This window comes from Longimicrobiaceae bacterium, assembly GCA_036375715.1.
Lineage (GTDB): Bacteria > Gemmatimonadota > Gemmatimonadetes > Longimicrobiales > Longimicrobiaceae > DASVBS01.
In genome coordinates this window covers 170,204-192,128 of record DASVBS010000081.1, presented here as the reverse complement: position 1 = coordinate 192,128, position 21,925 = coordinate 170,204, and the positions used below count along the sequence as shown (strand labels likewise).

Here is a 21,925-nt window from a genome sequence, read left to right as displayed (position 1 = left end):
ATCGTCAGGCAGCGCGAGTCGATTCCTCGGGACGGGCACCCCGTGGCACCGGCTGCCGGGCATCCGGACTGTTCTCGAAGGTGTGCAGGAAGTCGGTAAAGCCCCGGTCGTAGTCCGAGAGGCCGTTCTGACCGGTGAGCTTCATGCGCTCGTCATAGAGCTTCCGCATGAGGTCCGCAACCGGGCCGGCGAGGGCGCTGGTGCGCGGGCGGAGCTCCATCATCTGCTCGCGCAGCTCGTCGCGCAGCTCGGCGGACACCAGGATCTGCTCGAACCGCTCCTCGTCTTCCTCCGAAAGCACCCGCACGTGCCGGTGCAGGCGCTCGCACAGCGCGGCCTGGACGAGTAGCGGCTCGCCCGAAGACACCAGGGCCAGGTACGCGAGTACCTGCGCTTCCAGCTCCTTGTGGTAGCCCTTCCGGTGGCAGAACTCGTGGGCGATCACGTGAGGCTCGAAGACCCCGGTGTCTCGGAAGATCGCGATGTCTCCGGAGAGGAAGTCGCAGGCGCCCAATGCGAAGGGGAAGAGCAGCTGAGCCAGCCCGAAGTTGCGGACCTCCGCGCTCGTTTCGACGCGCTGTCCGGTGATGCTGGCGATGTAGTTGGTGAGGTGGTGGTCAACGAGCCGGGCGAGCTCGGGCCGGGGAAGCGTCTCCGCGATGTACTCGCGGTTCAGCCGCTGCGCCAGCGTGCGCACCTCGTGCGCCCGCTGCTCTGTGCTCATCGGCCGCAGGTGGCGCAGGTCCGCGCCGAACTCCGCCAGGAAGTCGATGCGCCGGATCCCCCGGCGATCTGCCCAGTCCTGGAGGGCGCTGACAGAATACGCGCCCAGGGCGGCCAGCTGGAGAACTTTCCCCGGGAGCGTCGCGCCAAGCAGCAGGCGTGAGAGCAGGGGGGCCGCCAGCATCACGTCCGTGAGCGACACTGGGAAGTAGGTGGCATCGTTGGAGATGCGGATCCGGTCCATCGGAACTCCTGGGCGCGGGTGTCGTCCGACCGGCTCAGCGCTCGGCCGCGGGGACGGGGGTGAGCGGACCGCCGCCCGTAAGGACGGATCGCACGTTTCGCGCTGCAAGGCTGGCCATCGATTCGCGAGTCGCGCGGGTGGCGCTGCCGATGTGCGGGAGGAGCACGACGTTGTCCAGCTCGAGCAAGCCGGCCTCCACCTCGGGTTCCCGTTCGTACACGTCCAGCCCGGCACCCGCGAGAGGTCCGTCGCGCAGCGCCCGTACCAGTGCCGTCTCGTCCACCAGCGTGCCACGTGCGGTGTTCACGAGGTAGCTGCCCGGCTTCATGCGAGCGAGGGCCGCGGCGTCGAGCAGGTGCCGGGTCTCGGGTGTGGCGGGGGCATGCAGCGATAGTACGTCGCTCGTCGTGAGCAGTGTATCCCAGTTCACCCGGCGTGCCTCCAGCTCCAGTTCGACCTTGGGGTCGACTGGCGAGCGGTTGGTGTACTGTATCCGCATCCCGAAGGCCCTCGCCCGACGGGCCACCGCCTGGCCAATCCGGCCCATACCGAGAATACCCAGGATCGCCCCCTGAAGGTCGCCTCCCAGGTAGTCCCAGAAGCCCCACCCGCGAAACTCGCCGGCTCGGAGGCTTCGCTCCGCCTGCGGCAGGCGGCGAACGGTGGCGAGCAGAAGCGCCATCGCCAGGTCCGCGGTCGCGTCGGTGAGCACGTCCGGGGTGTTGGTCACGACGACCCCGCGCGCGCGGCACGCCTCCACGTCGACGTTGTCGTACCCGACGACGGCGTTGGCTACGATGCGCAGCTTTGGCGCGCGCTGGAGCAGGCGCTCGTCGACCCGCACCGTCAGCAGGGCAATCAGCGCCTCGGCCTCCGCGAGGTGCTCCTCCCAGCCCTCGGGGCCCGCGACGCCGCCTAACTCTTCCAGCGACTCGCGGATCGAATCGGGTAGCTCGAGTGTGGTGACGATGCGCATGGAGCGGCTGGACTGATTCGAATGGTTTGTGGGTGGGCGCCTGATGGTCGGGGGACTAGCATCCTGAAGCTGGCCCGCGCGAAAGGGTGCCGCAACCTGGTCGCGCGGGGCCGCTTCAAACGGGATGGTCGCGCCCACCGAGACGGATCACGACCAACCGTGACGGGGTCGCGCGACGAAGGCCGATCAGTCATCACGCTCGAGTAACTGCTTGTGGAAGAGCGCGATCATCACGCGGCCGCGATCGAGGGACACGTGCCGTCGCTCGTCGAGCGGCTCGAAGCCGAGCGCCCGTAGCGCCGCGTGCCGGGCAACGTCGCCAGCGCCCACCCCTGTTCGCAACTCGACGATCCCCCGTCCCCGCAGCGCGTCTTCCACCGCCTGGAGCGCCTCGCGGGCGTATCCGCGCTTCCGGTGACTCACGTCGATGAGCAGCATCCCCAGCAGCGCCACATCCGGTTGCGGGTGACGCTCCCAGAAGCCCACCGCCCCAACCGCCTCGTCCCCTTCCTGCAAGCGGATCAGGAAGACCTCCCGACCCTCCACCTCCTCCGCGGAGCGCAGCTCCCGTCTGGCCGCCTCCGGATCCGGCTCCGGGCGACCGGTCACGGTGGTGAAGTGATCTCCCGCCGCCCGGAAGACCGCCTGCAGAACCTCCTCCTGGCCCGGATCCAACCGCTCCAGGCGCAGACGCTCTGTGATCAACTCGGCCGCGATCCGCTCCGCCATACCTGCTCTCCTGAAAGTTGATGAACCGGCTCGGCAAGCGGGACGTGCTCACCGGCTGGCCTATCGTCGAACCTCGCTCCGGCCCCCGCGGTTACCAGCCGTGGCGCCCCGCTCGAGCCGAGTCTCCCTTCGGGGCATTCCGTATCCCTCACCGACGACCTTATCTTACGCGCCCGCGCAACCCGGGGAGCGAGGAGGGTCGGTGAGCTCACAGATGGAATCACGCCACTTCTTCAGAGTGGGGGACACCGTGGAGGAGATCGGCGGCGACACCGGAAAGGTCGTGGAGGGAACCGCTCTGTACGCAGTGGTAGAATGGAGCGATGGTCGGCGGGAGGAGGTGGACCAGTTTGATCCTCGGATCGGCGTCATCGAGCGCGCTACTCAATCGTCCTGAATGCGATGCGGCATCCCGACCCGCGCTGGTGTGCGCTGATCCGCTCCCCGGCGCCCGCGCCGCCGACCGCGCCCGTTCGCAGGGTGGTGGACCGTGTCGATTTCGATCCGCACTACGATCCGCACCGACCTATCGAGTGCGAGTGTTGTGGCGCGGTGATGCACTACACTGCAGCATGCAAGATTCTCTGCCGGAACTGCGGCTACCAGCGCGACTGCTCGGATCCTTGAGGGCGTGGATGGATGATGGCCATCTCCGCTGACCGTTGCGAGCGGGTGGTAGCCCTGCGCTGCCACGAACTCCACAAACACTTCGGCGACACCCACGCTGTGCGTGGCCTGGACCTCGAGGTCGTGCGGGGTGAGTGCTTCGGCCTGCTCGGTCCGAACGGCGCCGGCAAAACGACGACGATCGAGATCCTCGAAGGAATCCAGGAGGCGGATTCCGGAGAGGTGGAGGTTCTCGGTATGACCTGGCGGCGAAACGCTGACGAGCTACGGCCCCGGCTTGGTATTCAGCTCCAGGAAACGGAGCTGCCGGACAAGCTGACGGTAGAAGAGACGATCAGGCTCTTCCGCTCGCTCTATCCCGACGGGTGGAGCGTGGACGAGCTGGTTTCCAGGGTCGAACTGGAAGAGAAGCGGCGCACGCAGGTGCGGAACCTTTCGGGGGGACAGCGGCAGCGGCTGTCGCTCGCCTGCGCGCTTGCGGGTCGACCCGACATCCTCTTCCTCGACGAGCCGACCACGGGGCTCGATCCGCAGTCGCGGCGCCACATCTGGGACCTCTGCATGGAGTTCCGCGCCGACGGCGGCACCATCCTGCTCACCACCCACTTCATGGACGAGGCCGAGCGGTTGTGCGATCGTCTCGCCATCATCGACCACGGCCAGGTCCTGGTGCAGGGAACCCCGGCGGAGCTGATCGGCAGCCTGGGTGGCGAGCACGTGGTCGAGTTCTCCGCCAACCGCGCCCTCTCCATCGAGGAGCTGGAGCGGCTTCCAGGCGTCAGCGCGGTCTCCGCCCGTAACGGGACCTACCACCTGACAACCGCCGAGCCTCATCGGGCCGTCTCGGCGGTCTTCAGCATCATCCAGGAGCGGCAGGGCGAGCTCACCGCCCTGAGCACGCACCAGGCGACGCTCGACGACGTGTTCCTGGCCCAGACTGGAAGGCAACTCCGCGATGAGTAGGGCCGCTGCCGTCCGCGAGCTGGCGCTGATGCGCATCCGCACCTTCCTGCGTGAGCCGGAGGCGCTCTTCTGGACCTTCTTCTTCCCGATCCTGATGGCGATCGGGCTGGGGATCGCCTTCGGGGGTGAAGGTGCTTCGCCAGTTCCCGTCGCGGTCGTGCAGGGCTCGGCCGCCGAGGCTCACCTGCCAGCCCTCGAGGCTTCCGACCAGATCGATGTGCAGCGCCTGACGGAAGACGCCGCGGCCGACGCGCTGAGGCGCGGCGAGGTCGATCTGTTGGTGACGGGAGACGACTCGATCGTCTTCCGCTTCGATCCGACCCGGGCCGAGAGCCGCACAGCTCGACTACTCGTCGACGCCGCGATCCAGGAACATGCCGGGGCGAAGCGCCCCGTGCCCGTCGCGACCGACCCTCAGCGCCAGCCGGGCTCCCGCTACATCGACTGGGTGATTCCGGGCTTGATCGGGCTCAACCTGATGAGCACCGGCATGTGGGGGATCGGGTTCGGCATCGTCAACATGCGGCAGAAGAAGCAGCTCAAGCGGCTGGTCGCCACCCCCATGCGTCGCGGGGACTTCCTGGTCTCGCAAATCCTGGCTCGCCTGGCCTTCCTCGTCCTCGAGGTTCCGCCGCTGGTGCTCTTCGCCTGGCTCGTGTTCGACGTGGAGATCGCGGGTTCGTGGCTCGATCTCGCGATCGTCGTGCTCCTCGGCACAATGACCTTTGCCGGTCTGGGGCTGCTTTCCTCCTCGCGCGCGCGTACGGTTGAGGGGGTCAGCGGCATCATGAACGTGGTGATGTTGCCGATGTTCATCCTGTCGGGGGTCTTCTTCTCGGCGCGTCGCTTCCCGGACCTGCTCCAGCCGTTCATCCAGCTCCTTCCGCTCACCGCGTTGAACGACGCCCTGCGGGCCATCTACAACGAGGGGCGACCCCTGACGGAGGTGCCGGGGGAGCTGCTGAACCTCGCCGCGTGGACGCTTCTCAGCGCCTTGCTGGCCCTGCGGCTTTTCCGCTGGCGCTGAGGCGCCGCCGCCCGGCCCCCTTCCTGCGTCCACCGGAGCCAGGTTCGTTCAGGCGACCCGCCTGACCCGACGCACCCGAACGGCAACCATGGATACCGAGGTTCAATCGCCGCCCCTCTCGCCGCAGCTCCCCGACGCCCTTCTCGAGCAACTCTGTGAGCACCTGAACAGTCTCGCCGGACCCGACGGACCAGTCGTGTGCGACTTCGCGCGCGAATTCGTGGGTCGGGCCACGCGTCAACTCGGCCCGGAGCGCTCTCTGGACGAGCGGACGGCGCTGGTGCTGGGAGCCTTCCGCTTCCTCCAGCGCTCGCGACCGGAACAGGTGAACGTGGAGGTGCTCAACCCGGAGGAAGAGGGCTGGACCGCACCCGTCACCGTGCTCCGTGTCGCCCTGGCAGACCGCCCGTTTGTGGTCGACACCATCCGCGAGTACCTCGCCGCTGAAAACCTGTCGATTCACCGCTTCATCCACCCGGTGCTCGGCGTGCAGCGCGATGCCTCCGGGAGCGTGGTGCGCGTCGGCCCACCGGACGTGGGTCCGGCTGAGGCCTTCGTGCACTGCGAGCTCTCCCGCCTGCACGAGCCGGAGCGCCGGCAGGCGGTCCGAGCCGAGGTCTCTTCCCGTCTCGCCGACGTGGTGGCGGCCACCGACGATTTCCAGGCCATGCTCGGCGAGTTGAAGGACTGCGTGGAGATGGTGCGCGAGTACGGCAGGAGGTTCTCGGAGCGGCAGGCGGAATTCCGGGAGATCGAGGAGTTCCTCCGCTGGCTGCGCGACGGGCACTTCGTGTTCCTGGGCTACCGCGCCTACGAGATCGTGGGCAGCGGACCCGAAGCCGCGCTACAGGTCGAGTCCGGCAGCGGTCTGGGGATCCTTCGCGCGGAGGAGCGTTCGCAGTGGACCCGCCCGGTGCTGCTCTCCAGCATCTCGGAGGAGCTGCGGCGCCGGGTCCGTGGCGGCCCCATGCTGATCATCAGCAAGACGAACGCGGAATCGACCGTCCACCGCCGAGCGCGGATGGACTACATCGGGGTGAAGAGGCTGGACGATTCCGGTCAGGTGATCGGCGAGCGGCGATTCCTCGGGCTCTTCACCTCCAAGGCTTACGCCGAGAACGCCGAAATCATCCCCATCCTGCGCGACAAGCTCGAGGCCATCCTGCGCCGCTCCGGCGCTCCGCCGGGCTCGCACGACTACAAGGAGATCATCACGATCTTCAATTCGATGCCGAAGGAGGAGCTGTTCCAGGCATCGGTCGACGAGCTCCTGGAGGAGGTCCAGACCGTTCTCAACCTCCTCTTCGCGGATCAGGTGCTGGTCTCCCTTCGGCCGGATCCCCTGGGACGGGGTGTCAGCACGATGGTGATCCTGCCGCGCGGGCGCTTCAGTGGCGAGGTACGGCACCGTATTCAGGATGCGATCGCCCGCCGCTTCGAAGGGACCGTTCTGAACTATCACCTCGCCATGAGCGCGGGGGATCAGGCCCGTCTGCACTTCTACATCTCCGCGAGCCCCGAGCGGGTGCGGCAGGTCCGTGCGGAAGAGCTGGAGGCGGACATCCGGCAGATCATCCGCTCCTGGGAGGATCGCCTGCGGGACGAGCTCGCCAATACCTTCGAGACCGCGGAAGCGCAGCGGCTCGGGGACCTGTACGCTCCGGCGTTCAACGAGGAATACCGTGCCGTCAACACGCCGGAGGTGGCGGTGGCCGACGTGGCGGAGCTGGAGAACCTGCGCCGCTCGGGCCGCTCGGTCGGGATCGCCCTGCGCCCTCCTCATCCCCGGGATCGGGGGCAGACTCCCCCCGACGTTACCCTGCTGAACCTATACCTGATCGGCGAGCGCCTCGTCCTGAGCGACTTCATGCCGACCCTGGATCACGCAGGGCTGCGGGTGGTGGAAGTCACCCCGTTCACCCTCGCGGCCGCCGGGCTACCGGACGCGACCATCTACACCTTCGTGGTGCAGCGCCCGGAAGGAGGTGCGTTGCCGCTCGATCGGGCGGAACCTCTTGCGGAGATGCTGCTGGCGGTGCGCGACGGCGTCGCCGCGGACGACCCGTTCAATGCGCTTGTGCTCCCCGCGGGGCTCCGCTGGCGCGAGGTGGATGTGATTCGCGCATACGCGAACTACGCCTTCCAGATCAACGCCATCCCCACGCGGCACGGAGTGGCCCGGGCGCTCGCGCGCTACCCGGAGCTCCCTCGCCTCCTCATCGACCTCTTCAAGGCGCGTTTCGACCCCGACGCTGCCGCAGGCTCGGCCCCCTCCCCAGAGGTGCTCTATCGGGCGCTCGAGCAGGTGGTCACGCTGGCGGACGACAGGGCCATCCGGCGGCTGATCGAACTCATTCAGGGGACGACCCGCACGAACTATTTCCGGCACGGAGGGGCCGATCCGACCTTCACCAGCGGCGGGGTACCCTACATCTCCCTCAAGTTCCGCTGTGCCGACGTCGAGGAGCTGCGCCGGTCTCGTCTGCTGTACGAGGTCTTCGTCTTCTCGGCGCGAATGGAGGGCATCCACCTGCGCGCAGCACCCGTCTCGCGCGGTGGGATCCGCTGGTCCGATAGACCGGACGATTTCCGCACCGAGATCATGGGGTTGGTGCAGACGCAGATCGTCAAGAACGCGGTGATCATCCCCAGCGGATCGAAGGGCGGCTTCATCATCAAACGCAGCTTCGCGGACCGTGAGGCGGCGCTGCAGGAAGCGGCGGAGCAGTACCGCACTCTGATTCGCGGCCTGCTGGACATCACCGACAACATCGTCAACGGCGCCGTCGTGCCCCCGGAGCGCGTCGTGCGCCACGACGAGGACGATCCCTACCTCGTGGTGGCGGCGGACAAGGGTACCGCACACCTCTCGGATGTCGCCAACGAGATCTCCGCGGAGTACGGCTTCTGGCTGGGTGATGCCTTCGCTTCCGGTGGCAGCCACGGTTACGACCACAAGAAGGAAGGGATCACCGCGCGCGGGGCGTGGGAGAGCGTGCGCCGCCACTTCCGCGAGATGGGGAAGGACGTGCAGCGGGAGCCCTTCACGGTTGCGGGGATCGGCGACATGAGCGGCGATGTGTTCGGCAACGGCATGCTGCTCTCTCGGCAGATCCGCCTGATCGCCGCCTTTGACCACCGCCACGTCTTCATCGATCCAGATCCGGACCCCGAAGCCTCGTACCGTGAGCGGCAGCGCCTGTTCAAGCTGCCTCGATCGAGCTGGGACGACTACGATCGCTCGGTCCTCTCCCGCGGCGGGATGATCGTTCCGCGGGCGAGCAAGGAGGTCGAACTCACCCCCGAGGCCCGCGAGGCACTCGGGCTGGAGGTGGGAGTGGACCGGCTGGATGGCGAGGGTCTGGTGCGGGCGGTGCTCTGCGCGCCCGTAGAGCTGCTGTGGAACGGCGGGATCGGGACCTACGTGAAGGCCGCCTCCGAGACCCACGCGGAAGTGGGGGACTCGGCGAACGACGCTGTGCGGGTGAACGCCGAGGACCTGCGCTGCAAGGTGGTTGGAGAAGGGGGCAACCTCGGCTTCACCCAGCGGGCGAGGGTGAGCTACGCTCTGCGCGGGGGGAGGATCAACACCGACGCGCTGGACAACTCCGGCGGCGTAGACATGTCCGACCACGAGGTCAACCTCAAGATCCTGCTCGGCGCACGGGTCGCCGCGGGAGACATGACGCCGGAGCAGCGGAACCGCCTGCTCGACGAGATGACGAGCGAGGTGTCCCGCCTCGTGCTGCGCAACAACATCGAGCAATCGCTGGCCATCTCTCTCGACGAGGCGCGAAGCCGCGAGGCCCTCGCGGACTTCGAGGCGCTGATCTCCTCCTTCGAGCGCGAGAACCTGCTGGAGCGCGGCAGAGAGGGAATTCCCGGCCGCGAAGAGATCGCGGATCGTGCCGGTCAGGGTATCGGGCTGACGCGCCCCACCCTGTGCGTGCTGCTCGCCTACGCCAAGCTGCACGCCAGCGCTCGCGTGCTCGACTCCCGTCTGCCCGACGAGACCGCGCTGGAGGACTATCTCGTCAACTACTTCCCCAGCGCGGCGGTGCAGGCGGTGGGGATGGAGGGCTTGCGTCAGCACCGCCTTCGTCGGGAGATCATCGCCACCACCCTGGTGAGCGACCTCGTCAACCTGATGGGGGCGAGCTTCCTCTTCCGGGTGGCCCGTGACGCAGGGCAGGAGATCGAGCAGGTGGTGTGGGCGTGGGATATCGCCAGTCGACTGGCGGGGGCGCGCGCGATCCGCGACGACCTGCTCGAGCTCGAGCACGCGTTTCCGGCGAAGACGGTCTACCGCTGGCTCTTCGCCATGGCCAGGGTGCTGGAGCGGACCACTCGCTGGGTGCTTAGCAACGTGGATGCGGATGCATCGACGGCTACGGTGGTGGAAGAGCACCTACCCGCCCTCTCCCGCCTCCGCGAAGAATTTCCCGCCATCGTGGCGGGTGAGCACCGGGAGATCTTTCTGGACCGGATGGCGGAGCTGCAGGGGCTCGGCGTCGACGAGACGCTGGGGGCGCGCCTGATCACCCTGCGCTTCCTGCCCGAGCTGCTGGACATCCTGCGGATCGCGCGGGAATCCCGCGTGGACGAAGTGGAGGCCGCCCGGGCGTATTACCTCGTGGCCGAGCACCTGGCCGTTCCCTGGCTGCAGCAGGCAGTACGCAGCGCCGTGCACGACCAGGTCTGGGAGAAGCGCCTGTCGCAGGCCCTCCTCGCCGACGTCGGGCGCGCGCATCGCGCGGTCACCCGGCGGGTGCTCGAATGCGAGGTGCACGAGGGCGACATGGTGCGCTGCATCCGCGACTACGAGAGCCACCACTCCCGCCAGACGGAGCACTACCTGGAGCTGCTCGACGAGCTGCGCGGAGCCGAGCAGGTACCGCTGGCCGGATACGCCGTGGCCGTGCGGGCACTCACCAACCTGGCGATCGCACGCTAGCCGTCATCCCCTCCACTACAGTTCTGCGACGAGGGCCCGGGAGTGATCTCCCGGGCCCTCGTCGTTTGCCAGGATATGAAGCCACGATACCACTGGCTTCCTTCTCCATAACAAAATTAGGCTATTGCGCATTCCATCCTTACAAAATTAGATTGCTGCCGCCTGTTAGGAAACAATCCACAGTTTGCCTGCTCCTCGCAGGTGAATATCCCAAGGGCCATTGGAGGACAGATGAAGCGAAGCATGGTAATGGGTCTCGGACTCGCCCTGTGGCTGGGCGCGAGCGGAGCGTCGGCGCAGGAGGAAGGGGAGGCGTGGGCGGGCTGGTTGTCCGGCAACGTTGCGGTGACCAGCGATTATGCATTCCGGGGGATCTCGCAGACCCTGGAGGAGCCGGCGATCCAGGGAGGGATCGACCTCGAGCATCCGAGTGGCCTGTACCTCGGGACGTGGGCGTCGAGCCTCAACTTCGGCGAGGCGGCTAACCCTCGGGCGCAGGTGGAGATGGATGTTTATGGCGGCTTCGCCTTCAGCCCTGGCGGGCTGTTCGACCTGGATCTGGGGGCGATCTACTACGGCTATCCTGGATCGGATGAGCGGGGGTACGATTTCCTGGAGTTCAACCTGGGTGCGAGCCGCAGCTTCTCCCTCCTGGACGGGGGTGTGTCGGCCTCTTACTCGCCGGACTATTTCGGCGGATCCGGGGAGGCCTGGTACTATGCTCTGGACCTGGGGATTCCGCTCTCGCTGCTGAACCTCTACGGCACCGTCGGTCGTCAGCTCATCGAGGACAACGAAACCTTCGGCACGCCGGATTACACCACCTGGTCGCTCGGCGTCGGCGTGCCTGTCGCCGGCTTCGAGCTGCTGGGGCAGTACGTCGACACCGACCTCGAGGACGCCGAGTGCTTCGGGGGCGGCGAGCTCTGCGGGGGGCGGGCGATCTTCAGCATCTCGCGGGGGATGTAAGCTGTGCGGCTGAGGGTATCTGTTGTGAGATAGCGGCTACCAGCTATCGGCTATGCGGCCGGGCGATGTAGGGCTGCCATCTCTTGTTCAGGCAGGTGAGTCGCCTGTAGGGGCGTCCGTTGTGGGCGCCCGCACGACGTAGTCTGCGTTTCCCCTTCCGCCAACCGCACGACAAAATCCGCATTTCCACCCCTCGCTACTGCCAATTCCTCGTGCGGGCGCCCACAGGGGCGCCCCTCCGGGCAATATCCAGCATGCTGCGGTGGGTGACCCCGGCCTCCCGAGCATTGTCATCCCGAGCAACACGAGGGAGGTGCGCGTGCGCCGATAGCCGCTAGCCTACTCCCCGACTTGCCCCTCGCCGCCTGCCGGTGTTAGTTCTTATCGAGGGCTCGGAGGACGCCCGGCTCGAAGCGGGACCTCGGGCCATCACCGCGGCCACCGAGAGAGGCAGCAGCATGGCAATCGCCAGCAGGAATCCCGCAACCGGAGAGGTTCTCGCTGAGTTCGAAGCACTGAGCGAAGCTGAGGTAAAGGAGCGGATCGGGCGGGCGGCTGTCGCCTTCGAGCTCCAGCGGAGTCGGTCGATCGGGCAGCGGGCGGAGCGTGTCGCCCGCGCGGCGGAGTTGCTCGAGGAGCGCGCCGAAGAGCTCGGACGGCTGATGACGCTGGAAATGGGCAAGCCGATCGGTGCGGCTGTGGCGGAAGCGCGCAAGTGCGCGCTGGCCTGCCGCTACTACGCCGAGAACGGCGCTCGCTTCCTGGCCGACGAGCGCGTCGAGACCGACGCCCGGCAGAGCTGGATCCGTTACGAGCCCCTCGGGCCGGTCCTCGCCGTGATGCCCTGGAACTTCCCCTTCTGGCAGGTATTCCGCTTTGCCGCCCCGGCCCTGGTCGCGGGCAACGTCGGTCTCCTCAAGCATGCCTCCAACGTTCCGCAGTGCGCGCTCGCCATCGAGGAGCTCCTCCGCGAAGCCGGTTTCGAGAGCGACGAATTCCAGACGCTGCTGATCGGGTCGGACCTGGTGAGCACGATCCTGGACGACCCTCGCGTACGCGCGGCGACGCTGACCGGGAGCACGCCGGCGGGCGCTGCTGTAGCCTCTACCGCCGGTAAGCGAATCAAGAAGACAGTCCTCGAGCTGGGGGGTAGCGATCCCTTCATCGTCATGCCGAGTGCGGACCTGGAGGCTGCCGTGGAGACGGCCGTGTCCGCGCGCACGGTCAACAGTGGACAGTCGTGTATCGCGGCGAAGCGCTTCATCGTCCATCGAGACGTCTACGACCGCTTCGAAGAGCGGTTCGTGGCTCGCATGGCGGCGCTCCGGGTGGGTGACCCGCTGGATCCCGAGACGCAGGTGGGGCCGCTGGCTACGCGGCAGATCCGCGACGAGGTCCATGTCCAGGTGGAGGAGACGCTCGCGGCGGGGGGACGGCTCCTGCTGGGGGGAAGCATCCCCGAGGGAGCGGGTAACTTCTATCCTCCCACCGTGATCGCGGATGTACCCGCGGAGTCGCCGGCTGCGCGAGACGAGGTCTTCGGTCCGGTGGCGGCCCTCTTCCGGGTGGAGGATCGGGAAGATGCCCTGAGGATAGCGAACGCCACGCGTTTCGGGCTGGGTAGCGCGGTCTGGACGCGTGATCCGGAGGAGCGCGATTACTTCATTGCCGGGATCGAAGCGGGGTTGGTGTTCGTGAACGGAATGGTGGCGTCCGATCCACGGCTTCCTTTCGGTGGAGTCAAGGAGTCCGGCTACGGGCGCGAGCTCGGGGCCATCGGAATCCGCGAGTTCGTGAACGTCAAGACGGTGTGGGTTGGCAGCGACTCCCACCTCGAGGCGAGCACGACCGAGTAGGGTTCCAGCACCAACGAGCCCACTGCTGGAACTGTATGTTTCCGGGAGGTGGCTCCAGCTCCGGTCCGGCCTTTGCAGGTCGAGCCGACCGCGTTGAAAGCTTCCTGATGGCGCTGTAAACCCGCCCTCCAGCCCCGTTTTCTCCACCCGCATACGGTGAGGAGGATCGGTGTGCAGCGGTCGTCCCTCACCCCTCGTTCGCTCCGGCGGACCAGCCAGGAGGGCCAGAAGATGCGGCCTTTCGTCTCCAAGCGCGCCCTGTTGTCGGTCGCGGTTCTCACCGCCCTGGCTGCGACTGCCGGGGCTCAGATGTACCTCGGCTCTTCAGCCCGCGAGGAGAGAGTGGAGCGGGAGCGTTGGAGTTCCGCCGATGCTCGCCCCGCCTCCGAGCTGCCTCCGCACAGCTTCTACTTCACCCGGGCGCGGTACACTGGGGGCGCGCGCGGTTGGCGCAGCGGCTACAATAGCTGGGCAACCGACTATCCCAAGGCGGACATTCAGTTCCTGACCGTTCTGACCCGCCTCTCCAATATCGACGCGTACCCCGAGGACAACGCGGTTCGTCTCGACGATCCGGACCTGCGGCGCTACCCCTTCCTCTACGCCCTCGAGGTCGGCTTCATGTCGCTCACGGACGAGGAAGTGCAGGGCCTGCGGAATTACCTGCTCGCCGGCGGCTTCCTGATGATCGACGACTTCTGGGGGACGTACCAGTGGCAGAACTTCGAGCGGGAGATCAAGCGGGTCCTGCCGGAGTACCCGATCGTCGAGCTACCGATGGATCATCCCATCTTCTCGGCCATGTACACCGTAGACGAGATCATTCAGGTGCCCACGGTCGACCGCGGTATCAGTGGTGCTCCGACCTTTGAGCAGGACGGGTACGTCCCCTATGCCCGTGGCATCTTCGACGAGCACGGGCGGCTGATGGTGATGATCAACTGGAACACGGACATCGGCGATGCCTGGGAGCACGCCGAGCACCCGTTGTATCCCCTGAAGTTTTCGACGTACGCCTTCGAGATGGGGACCAACGCGATCATCTACGCGATGACGCACTGAGACGCGGCCAGTTGGTTCGGGCGCGGCCAGGCCCCCGCCCCCCACACGCCGCTGCGGTTTCCGCTTCCCGCCGCTGCCCACTTCGGGCGGTGGCGGTCCATTCTCGACCCGATCGACCAGGTCCGGCATGCTGCTCGCCATCTGGGAGTTCCTCTTCAAGTACCCACCACTGGTGTTCGAGAAGGGCCGCCTGCTCTTCGCGACCCCGCTTCCGTGGTGGCTACTGGCGACGGCGGTCGCACTCGCCGCCTTCGCGGCCTGGTCGTACATGCGAGGCCGGCGCGGGCTCCTGCTGCGCGATCGCGCCGTGCTGGTCGCGCTGCGCACGGCGGCCCTGGCTCTGCTCGTACTGTTGCTCTTCCGTCCGGTCCTGCAGATCCCCGTCGCCGTTCCCCAGGAGAATTACCTCGGGATTCTCATCGACGATTCGCGCAGCATGCGCATCGCCGACAGCGACGCGGGGGCGCGCGGGGCCGTCGTGCAACGCGGCCTCAACCCCGAGCAGAGCCGCCTGATCGAGGCCCTCAGCGAGCGCTTCCGACTGCGACTGTTCCGCTTCTCGAGCACGGCGGAACGCATCTCCGACGTGGGAGATCTCACCTTCCTCGGAGGGCAGAGTCGGATCGGTCAGGCGCTCAACCAGGCGAGGGCCGAGCTGGCCGGAGTCCCGCTGTCGGGGCTGGTGGTGATCTCCGACGGGGCCGACCGCGCGGAGGCGGAGCTCAATGCCTCGCTGCTGGACCTGCGCGCCTCCTCGATCCCGGTGTACACCGTGGGCGTGGGTGAGGAGGAGTTCCGCCGCGACATCGAAGTGCGTCGGGCCGCCACCCCGCGCTCGGTGCTGCAGGGGACCTCGCTCGTGGTCGACGTGGTGGTGGCGCAGAACGGCTTCGGGGGACGGACCGTACCGCTGGTGGTGGAGGACGAAGGGAGGATCGTCGCCGAGCAGAATGTCGATCTGCCTCTGGATGGCACTCCCGCCGCGGTGCGGGTCCACTTCACCGCGTCGGAGCCGGGTTGGCGGCGCTTCACCTTCCGCGTGCCGGTGCAGGAGGGCGAGCTGGTCCGCGAGAACAACACCCAGGAGGCGCTACTGGAGGTTCGCCCGGAGCCGCACAAGATCCTCTACTTCGAGGGGGAGCCGCGCTGGGAGGTGAAGTTCATGCGCCGCGCGATCCAGGACGATCCGCAGCTCCAGCTCGTCCTGCTGCAGCGCAGCGCGGAGAACAAGTTCTACCGCCTCGGGGTCGACAGCGCCTCCGAGCTGGCCGCTGGCTTCCCCCGCACGCGCGAGGAGCTCTTCAGCTACCGTGCTCTCATCCTGGGGAGTGTCGAAGCCGGCTACTTCACCCGAGATCAGCTGCAACTCATCTCCGACTTCGTTTCCGAGCGGGGCGGCAGTCTCCTGATGCTCGGGGGTCGCCGGTCGTTTTCGGAAGGCGGCTACGCGGGCACCGTGCTCGAGGACGTGCTACCAGTGGAGCTGGACGGCCGGTCGGGAGAGTCGTTCTTCACCGAGCTGAAGGTCCAGCCCACCCGGATCGGGCTCGAGCACCCGCTGCTCCAGCTCTCGGAAGACCCCGATTCTTCGCGGTCCCGGTGGGCTACCCTACCACCGCTTACGACATTCAATCGCGTCACCCGCCTGAAGCCGGGTGCCACCGCCCTGCTGGTCGGTTCGGGGCCGGGTGTTCCGGCGGGGCAGATCGTGCTCGCCTACCAGCGCTACGGGAAGGGGATGTCGCTGGCCTTCCCGGTGCAGGACAGCTGGATCTGGCAGATGCACGCAGACATCCCGCTGGAGGACCAGACCCACGAGACCTTCTGGGGTCAGATGTTGCGGTGGCTGGTGAACGAGGTGCCCGGGCAGATCTCCTTCAGCGCCTCACAGGAACCGGCGGCGGTCGGTCAACCGGTGACGTTCAGTGTGGAGCTGAGAGATCGGGAGTTCCACCCGATCAATGATGCCAACGTCACCGCCCTGGTGGAGGCGCCGGACGGAACGGCACAGGAGTTCACGATGACGTGGACGGGGCAGCGCGACGGGGAGTACCGCGCCGCCTTCACTCCCCACGCTCTCGGCCTCCACCGGATCGCCGTCGACGCGTCGCGGGGCGATTCGGTGGTGGCCACGGGGGAGCTAGGGCTCCAGGCCGTGGAGGACGACGGGGAGTACTTCGCTGCGCAGATGCGCGCGCCCCTGCTCCGACGGATCGCGGAGGAGACCGGCGGCAGGTTCTACGGAATCGATGAGCTCGCGCGCCTTCCCGAGGAAATCCGGTATTCGGGGCAAGGTGTGACGGAGATGGAGCGGTACGACCTGTGGGATATGCCCATTCTCTTCTTTCTGATGATCGGTCTGGTGATGGGAGAATGGGGGTACCGCCGCAAGCGGGGGTTGCCATGAGAAGGATCGCGATGACGGTGGCCTGGATGCTGGCGCTCTCGACCGCACCGGCCGCCGCGCAGAGCCACCTCCTTATCATCAGCGGGCTGGCAGGGGAGCCGCGACTCGCGGACCAGTTCCACGCCTGGTCTACCGGCATGGCCGACGCAGCCGTCGAGCGTTTCGGGATGCCACGCGAGCGGATCACCTATCTAGCCGAGGACCAGTCCCGCGATCCGAGCCGCATTGCGGGGAAGTCCACCAAGGAGAACATCGACGCCGAGCTCAAGCGCATCGCCTCGGAGGCGGGCCCGAACGATCGGGTGCTAGTGCTGTTCTTCGGCCATGGTAGCGCCAACGGGGAGGAGGGTCGGATCAACCTTCCCGGACCTGACCTCACTGCGAGCGAGCTCGCGACCATGCTGGATCGCTTCCCGACCCAGCAGGTGGTGGTGGTGAACACGACCAGCGCCAGCGGCGCTTTCCAGGAGGCGCTCGCGGGAAAGAACCGCACCGTCATCACGGCGACGAAGTCCGGCCTGGAGCAGAACGAGACGGTCTTCGCGCGCTTCTTCGTGGAGGCCTTCACGGGGGACGGTGCGGACACCAACAAGGACGGACAGGTGACCATCCTGGAAGCGTACGACTTTGCCACCGCCGAAGTCGAACGCTTCTACGATTCCGACAGTCGCCTGCAGACCGAGCATTCCGTCCTGGGAGGCGATCGTGAGCTGGCTCGGGCCTTCAGCCTCGGCGGAGGCGCCGCGCGCGCTGCTGCCGAAACCCCCGCATCGCCGGAGCTGCGCGGGCTGGTCGAGCAGCGGGAGGCGCTGGAGGCCCAGGTCCAGGCGCTCACGGCCCGCAAGGACCAGATGGAGGAGGCGGAGTACCAGCGGGAGCTGGAGCGGCTCCTCCTCGAGCTCGCCCGGACCAACCGGGAGATCCGCGAGAGGGAGGGGACCAAATGAGACGACCTGCCATCTTCTGGGCGGGGTTGATGATCCTCGCTCTCGCCTTGCCGCAGCTCGCCTGCGCGCAGGACGACGTCATTCCGGACGACGTGCGCTCCTCGTTCCTGGCCGGCCGCTACGCCGAGGCTATCGAGCTCGGCCGCAGAGTCCTCCAGGCGACCCCGAACGATCGGGACACGCGGATCCTGCTGGTCGAGTCCCTCGCCTCGATCGGTCACTACGACGAGGCGCTGGCCGCGGCGGAAGGGCTGCCCGTGCACCGCGGCCGCATCCTGCTCGAGCTCGGCCGCCGCGACGAGGCGCGGGCGGAGTTCGAGCGGGCGATGCAGACGGGGGACCCGGACTCCCTCACCGCGGAGCTCAACCTCGCCATCCTGCAGTTCGACAGCGGCCAGCGGGAAGAGGCGATGCGCCGCTTTGACCGCTTCATCGACGTCTACAACCAGTCCGACAACCTCTCCCCCGCGGACCTGACGGCGGTGGGCACGGCGGTGCGTTACCTGGGCCTGCGCAACCCCGAGCTCTTCCAGGATGCGGTCAAGGCCTACGACGAAGCGATCGCGCTGGAGCCGAACGCGCTCGAGCCGCGCCTGCTGATGGGCGAAATGTTCATCGACAAGTACGACAGCCCGCAGGCGCACGAGGCTTTCCAGGAGGTCCTCGCCATCAACCCCGTGCACCCGCGCGCGCTGGTCGGATTGGCCCGGGCGAAGCACTTCGACGGGGATCAGGCGGAAGCTTTCGAGCTGGCCAGCAAGAGCCTCGAGATCAACTACCAGTACGTGCCCGCGCGGATCCTGCTCGCCCGCCTGAAGCTGGAAGCGGAGAACATGCCGGAGGCGGAGGCGGAGCTCCAGCAGGCGCTGGCGGTCAACCGCAACTCGCTCGACGCGCTTTCCCTGCTCGGGACCATCCGTTTTCTGCAGGGTGATGAAAGGGGGTTCAACGAGGTGCGCGATCGCGTGCTCGGGCTGAACCCGACCTACGGCGATTTCTACGTGACCGTGGCGGAGGTCGCAGCCCAGGTGCGGCGGTACGCGGAGGCCGAACGGCTGGCGCAGCTCGCGGTCGAGACCGATTCCGAATCGTGGGCAGGCTATGGCGCGCTGGGGCTGAACCAGCTTCGCCTCGGCCGGGTCGAAGAGGCGAAGGCAAGCCTGGAGCGATCCTTCGCGGGCGACCCGTACAACGTCTGGATCTACAACACCCTCGACCTGCTCGATACCTACTCCAACTACGAGCTGCGCACCTCGCCGCGCTTCGTCTACATGCTGCACGGCGACGAGGCGGGGCTGCTCTTCCCCTATTTCTCGGAGTTGGCGGAAGAGGCCTACGATTCGCTGGCGCGGCGGTACGGCTATGAGCCGCCGACCCCCGTGCGAGTTGAGGTCTATCCGCGCCACGCGGACTTCTCCGTACGCACGGTGGGCCTCACGGGGTTGGGGGCGCTCGGCGTCGCGTTCGGAAATGTGCTCGCGCTGAACTCGCCCGCGGCGCGGCCAGCCGGGCAGCTCAACTGGGGCTCCACGCTCTGGCACGAGCTCGCGCACACGATCGCTCTCGGGCTCAGCAACAACCGGGTTCCGCGCTGGTTCACGGAGGGGCTCTCCGTATTCGAGGAGCGTCGCGCCAGGCGGGGGTGGGGGAGCGAGACCACGGCGGAGTTCCTGATGGCCTACGACGCGGGCGACATCCCGCCGCTGAGCCGCCTGAACGAAGGCTTCACCCGTCCGCCCACGCCGCAGCACCTGGGCCTCGCCTATCACGCCGCGTCGTTGGCCATCGAGTGGATCGTGGAGACGCAAGGATTCCCGGCGGTCCAGCGGATGCTGCGAGAATACGGCGAGGGGCGCGGCAACGCCGAGGTGCTACGGCGGGTGCTGGGGGCCGAGCCGGAGCAGATCGACAGACAGTTCGACCAGTGGCTGCGCGCCAAGTACCCCCCGGCGCGGGTCCAGGAGTATCGCACGGCGATGGGAGAGGCGCGGCGACTGGCCAGCGAAAAGAAGTACGATGAGGCGGAGCGGCGGCTCACCCAGGTCATCGGGCTCTTCGACGGCGCGGACGCGGCAGCCTACTCCGTTCTCGCCGCGACACAGCTCGAGCGAGGCGACACCGCGGCCGCGATCGAGTCGCTCGAGCGGGTGGCCGCGATCGACGAGAACGCCTACGAGGCGAACCTGAAGCTCGCCGAGCTGGCCGAGGCGCGGGGAGAAGACGCAGTGCTGACGGCCGCTCTCGAGCGGGTCATGTACATCTTCCCCTACGAGATCGAGCATCACCGTCGCCTGGCGGAGGCCTACGCTCGGGCGGGTGAGGCGGAGGGCGTCGTGCGGGAGCGTAGAGCGGTGGTGGCGCTGAACCCGGTGGATCGCGCCGAGGCGCTCTACCAGCTCGCCGTGGGGTTGCGCGATGCCGGAGACCGACAGGAGGCGCGGAGGCAGGTACTCCGCGCACTGGAGGCGGCGCCTGCTTTCGAGCGTGCCCAGGAGCTCCTGCTGGAGCTCAGTCAGCCGGGAGGCACCTGATGCCCGGCCTCGGTCGGCTGGGGTTGCTCCTCGCGAGTGCGGCTCTCTTCGGAGGGGGCGCCGTGCGAGGTGAGGGCGCGCCGGCCGAACCCGGCTCGAGCGCGGAGGGCGAGGCGTTGCAGGAGCGCCAGACGCCTTACGACGGCCGCTTCACTTTCGTCCGCCTCCGCTTCGACGCAGCCGGACCGGGGATGGGATACACGCCGCCGTGGGCGCACGACTATCCCCGCGCCGAGCGCAACCTGATGCGCATCCTGGAATTCGCCACGCTGCTCGCGCCGCGCACCGATGGCAGCAACATCTTCGCGGTCGACGACCCGGAGCTCACCAAGTATCCGCTGGCCTACCTGTGTGAGGCAGGATTCTGGACGCAGTCGGATGAGCAGGCCGCTGCCCTGCGGGCGTGGCTATTGAAGGGCGGTTTCCTGATCGTCGACGATTTCCGCGGCGGGGACATCTACAATTTCGAGCGGGAGATCCGGCGTGTGCTTCCCGGCGCTCAACTGATCGAGCTCGAGGTCAGTCACCCGATCTTCAACTCGTTTTTCACGATCGAGGCGCTTGACCTGGCGCCCCCGACGTACCGCCGCTTCACCCCCGTGTACTACGGCATCTTCGAGGACAACGACCCCCGAGGGCGGCTGCTCGTGGTGGTGAACTACAACAACGACATCGGCGACTACTGGGAGTTCTCCGACACCGGCTGGCTTCCGGTGGACGTCTCGAACGAAGCCTACAAGCTGGGTGTGAACTACATCATGTACGCGATGACGCACTGAAGCCGGATTCCACTCTCACTGGGCATTCAACGAGCGAGGCATTTTGGCGTCTACGATTCACACGGCAGTCGTTCGCGACGAGAACGAGGACGATCTCCAGCTAGCCGAGCGGCTGAAAGAGGGGCGGGACCGAATCCTGGGAGAGCTGCGCAAGGTGATCGTCGGCCAGGAAGAAGTCATCGATCAGTTGCTGCTCACGCTCTTCGTGGGCGGGAACTCCCTGCTCCTGGGTGTGCCGGGGCTCGCCAAGACGCTCCTGGTGCATTCACTGGCCCAGGTGCTGAACCTGAAGTTCTCCCGGATCCAGTTCACGCCCGACCTGATGCCTTCGGACATCACGGGCACCGACATCATCCAGGAGGACCCGTCGACAGGGTACCGCCAGATGGTCTTCGCCCCGGGGCCCATCTTCGCCAACATCGTGCTGGCGGACGAGATCAACAGGACCCCGCCGAAGACGCAATCAGCGCTGCTGGAGGCAATGCAGGAGCACCGGGTCACGATTCAGGGCCGGACCTACGAGCTCGAGGAGCCCTTCTTCGTGTTTGCCACGCAGAACCCGATCGAGCTCGAGGGCACCTACCCGCTGCCCGAGGCGCAGCTCGACCGCTTCATGTTCATGATCGTGATCGAGCACCCGCCAGTGCAGGACGAGCTGGAGGTCGTGCGCTCGACCACGGCGGTGCAGGACTACCGTTTTGAGCACGTCATCACCGGGCCCGACATCGTGGCCTTCCAGCGGCTCGTGCGGAAGGTGCCGGTGCCGGACGCGGTGCTGCGCTACGCGCTGTCGCTGGTGCGGGCGACCCGGCCGGAGGGAGACGGGGCCACGTACCCCTTCATCAAGGAGTGGGTGCAGTTCGGGGCTTCGGTCCGCGCCGCCCAGTACCTCATCCTGGGATCCAAGGCCCGGGCCCTGACCGACGGCCGCCCGCACGTGGAGTTCAACGACATCCGCGCCCTGGCGCACCCCGTCCTGCGCCACCGCATACTGACGAACTTCCACGCTGAATCGGAACGCATCACCCGCGACCAGATCATCGACCAACTACTGGAAGCGGTGCCCACGCCGAAATCGGGCATGCAGTGACCCTCGAATTACGAATTGCGAATCACGAGCGTCAATTTTGA

General features: G+C 67.2%; 15 protein-coding genes. 12 read left to right on the top strand and 3 right to left on the bottom strand.

Annotation, left to right across the window (positions count from 1 at the left end; translation table 11 throughout):
* Positions 1-4: 4 nt before the first annotated feature.
* The 3 genes from VF167_18060 to VF167_18050 all read right to left on the bottom strand — a co-directional run bounded on the left by VF167_18060 (position 5) and on the right by VF167_18050 (position 2,672).
* A complete protein-coding gene (locus tag VF167_18060; GenBank protein HEX6927336.1) occupies positions 5-967 on the bottom strand; it encodes a DUF3810 family protein in 963 nt (320 codons plus the stop codon).
* A gap of 34 nt (positions 968-1,001) precedes the next feature.
* On the bottom strand, positions 1,002-1,943 hold the full coding sequence (locus VF167_18055) for a D-glycerate dehydrogenase (protein HEX6927335.1): 942 nt from the start codon (positions 1,941-1,943) through the stop codon (positions 1,002-1,004).
* Between the two features lie 186 nt (positions 1,944-2,129).
* Complete coding sequence (locus tag VF167_18050; GenBank protein HEX6927334.1) at positions 2,130-2,672, bottom strand: GNAT family N-acetyltransferase; 543 nt, start codon at positions 2,670-2,672, stop codon at positions 2,130-2,132.
* A 202-nt stretch (positions 2,673-2,874) separates the two neighbouring features.
* On the opposite strand from VF167_18050, the gene VF167_18045 reads away from it, so the two are divergent.
* The 12 genes from VF167_18045 to VF167_17990 all read left to right on the top strand — a co-directional run bounded on the left by VF167_18045 (position 2,875) and on the right by VF167_17990 (position 21,884).
* Positions 2,875-3,069 carry a hypothetical protein gene (locus tag VF167_18045; GenBank protein HEX6927333.1) on the top strand — a complete coding sequence of 65 codons (195 nt, stop codon included), beginning with the start codon at positions 2,875-2,877 and terminating at the stop codon, positions 3,067-3,069.
* 242 nt (positions 3,070-3,311) lie between these two features.
* Positions 3,312-4,262 carry an ABC transporter ATP-binding protein gene (locus VF167_18040; GenBank protein ID HEX6927332.1) on the top strand — a complete coding sequence of 317 codons (951 nt, stop codon included), beginning with the start codon at positions 3,312-3,314 and terminating at the stop codon, positions 4,260-4,262.
* A complete protein-coding gene (locus VF167_18035) occupies positions 4,255-5,289 on the top strand; it encodes an ABC transporter permease (GenBank protein HEX6927331.1) in 1,035 nt (344 codons plus the stop codon). Before VF167_18040 ends, VF167_18035 begins: the two co-directional genes overlap by 8 nt.
* A gap of 88 nt (positions 5,290-5,377) precedes the next feature.
* The gene (locus VF167_18030) at positions 5,378-10,243 is read left to right on the top strand and encodes an NAD-glutamate dehydrogenase (protein ID HEX6927330.1); all 4,866 of its coding nucleotides are present in this window, start codon (positions 5,378-5,380) and stop codon (positions 10,241-10,243) included.
* 231 nt (positions 10,244-10,474) lie between these two features.
* Positions 10,475-11,212 (top strand): TorF family putative porin, encoded by a 738-nt coding sequence (locus tag VF167_18025; protein HEX6927329.1) that lies wholly within the window; start codon positions 10,475-10,477, stop codon positions 11,210-11,212.
* Positions 11,213-11,670: 458 nt separating this feature from the next.
* Positions 11,671-13,068 carry an NAD-dependent succinate-semialdehyde dehydrogenase gene (locus VF167_18020; GenBank protein HEX6927328.1) on the top strand — a complete coding sequence of 466 codons (1,398 nt, stop codon included), beginning with the start codon at positions 11,671-11,673 and terminating at the stop codon, positions 13,066-13,068.
* 171 nt (positions 13,069-13,239) lie between these two features.
* Positions 13,240-14,130, top strand: coding sequence for a DUF4159 domain-containing protein (locus VF167_18015; GenBank protein HEX6927327.1), 891 nt, complete (start codon positions 13,240-13,242; stop codon positions 14,128-14,130).
* 127 nt (positions 14,131-14,257) lie between these two features.
* Positions 14,258-16,537: a glutamine amidotransferase gene (locus VF167_18010; protein ID HEX6927326.1), complete on the top strand. Its 2,280-nt coding sequence runs from the start codon at positions 14,258-14,260 to the stop codon at positions 16,535-16,537.
* Complete coding sequence (locus VF167_18005) at positions 16,534-17,484, top strand: C13 family peptidase (GenBank protein HEX6927325.1); 951 nt, start codon at positions 16,534-16,536, stop codon at positions 17,482-17,484. Before VF167_18010 ends, VF167_18005 begins: the two co-directional genes overlap by 4 nt.
* Entirely contained in the window at positions 17,481-20,015 is a 2,535-nt protein-coding gene (locus tag VF167_18000) for a tetratricopeptide repeat protein (protein ID HEX6927324.1), read from the top strand. Before VF167_18005 ends, VF167_18000 begins: the two co-directional genes overlap by 4 nt.
* On the top strand, positions 20,015-20,794 hold the full coding sequence (locus VF167_17995; protein HEX6927323.1) for a DUF4159 domain-containing protein: 780 nt from the start codon (positions 20,015-20,017) through the stop codon (positions 20,792-20,794). The genes VF167_18000 and VF167_17995 overlap by 1 nt, the downstream gene beginning before the upstream one ends.
* A 43-nt stretch (positions 20,795-20,837) precedes the next feature.
* A complete protein-coding gene (locus tag VF167_17990) occupies positions 20,838-21,884 on the top strand; it encodes a MoxR family ATPase (GenBank protein ID HEX6927322.1) in 1,047 nt (348 codons plus the stop codon).
* The last annotated feature ends 41 nt before the right edge of the window (positions 21,885-21,925 follow it).

What these genes read in the sequence shown, in the direction of transcription:
- VF167_18060 (HEX6927336.1), bottom strand. Translation starts at nt 967, where the DNA reads ATGGACCGGATCCGCATCTCCAACGATGCCACCTACTTCCCAGTGTCG.
- VF167_18055 (HEX6927335.1), bottom strand. Translation starts at nt 1,943, where the DNA reads ATGCGCATCGTCACCACACTCGAGCTACCCGATTCGATCCGCGAGTCG.
- VF167_18050 (HEX6927334.1), bottom strand. Translation starts at nt 2,672, where the DNA reads ATGGCGGAGCGGATCGCGGCCGAGTTGATCACAGAGCGTCTGCGCCTG.
- VF167_18040 (HEX6927332.1), top strand. Translation starts at nt 3,312, where the DNA reads ATGATGGCCATCTCCGCTGACCGTTGCGAGCGGGTGGTAGCCCTGCGC.
- VF167_18035 (HEX6927331.1), top strand. Translation starts at nt 4,255, where the DNA reads ATGAGTAGGGCCGCTGCCGTCCGCGAGCTGGCGCTGATGCGCATCCGC.
- VF167_18030 (HEX6927330.1), top strand. Translation starts at nt 5,378, where the DNA reads ATGGATACCGAGGTTCAATCGCCGCCCCTCTCGCCGCAGCTCCCCGAC.
- VF167_18025 (HEX6927329.1), top strand. Translation starts at nt 10,475, where the DNA reads ATGAAGCGAAGCATGGTAATGGGTCTCGGACTCGCCCTGTGGCTGGGC.
- VF167_18020 (HEX6927328.1), top strand. Translation starts at nt 11,671, where the DNA reads ATGGCAATCGCCAGCAGGAATCCCGCAACCGGAGAGGTTCTCGCTGAG.
- VF167_18010 (HEX6927326.1), top strand. Translation starts at nt 14,258, where the DNA reads ATGCTGCTCGCCATCTGGGAGTTCCTCTTCAAGTACCCACCACTGGTG.
- VF167_18005 (HEX6927325.1), top strand. Translation starts at nt 16,534, where the DNA reads ATGAGAAGGATCGCGATGACGGTGGCCTGGATGCTGGCGCTCTCGACC.
- VF167_18000 (HEX6927324.1), top strand. Translation starts at nt 17,481, where the DNA reads ATGAGACGACCTGCCATCTTCTGGGCGGGGTTGATGATCCTCGCTCTC.
- VF167_17995 (HEX6927323.1), top strand. Translation starts at nt 20,015, where the DNA reads ATGCCCGGCCTCGGTCGGCTGGGGTTGCTCCTCGCGAGTGCGGCTCTC.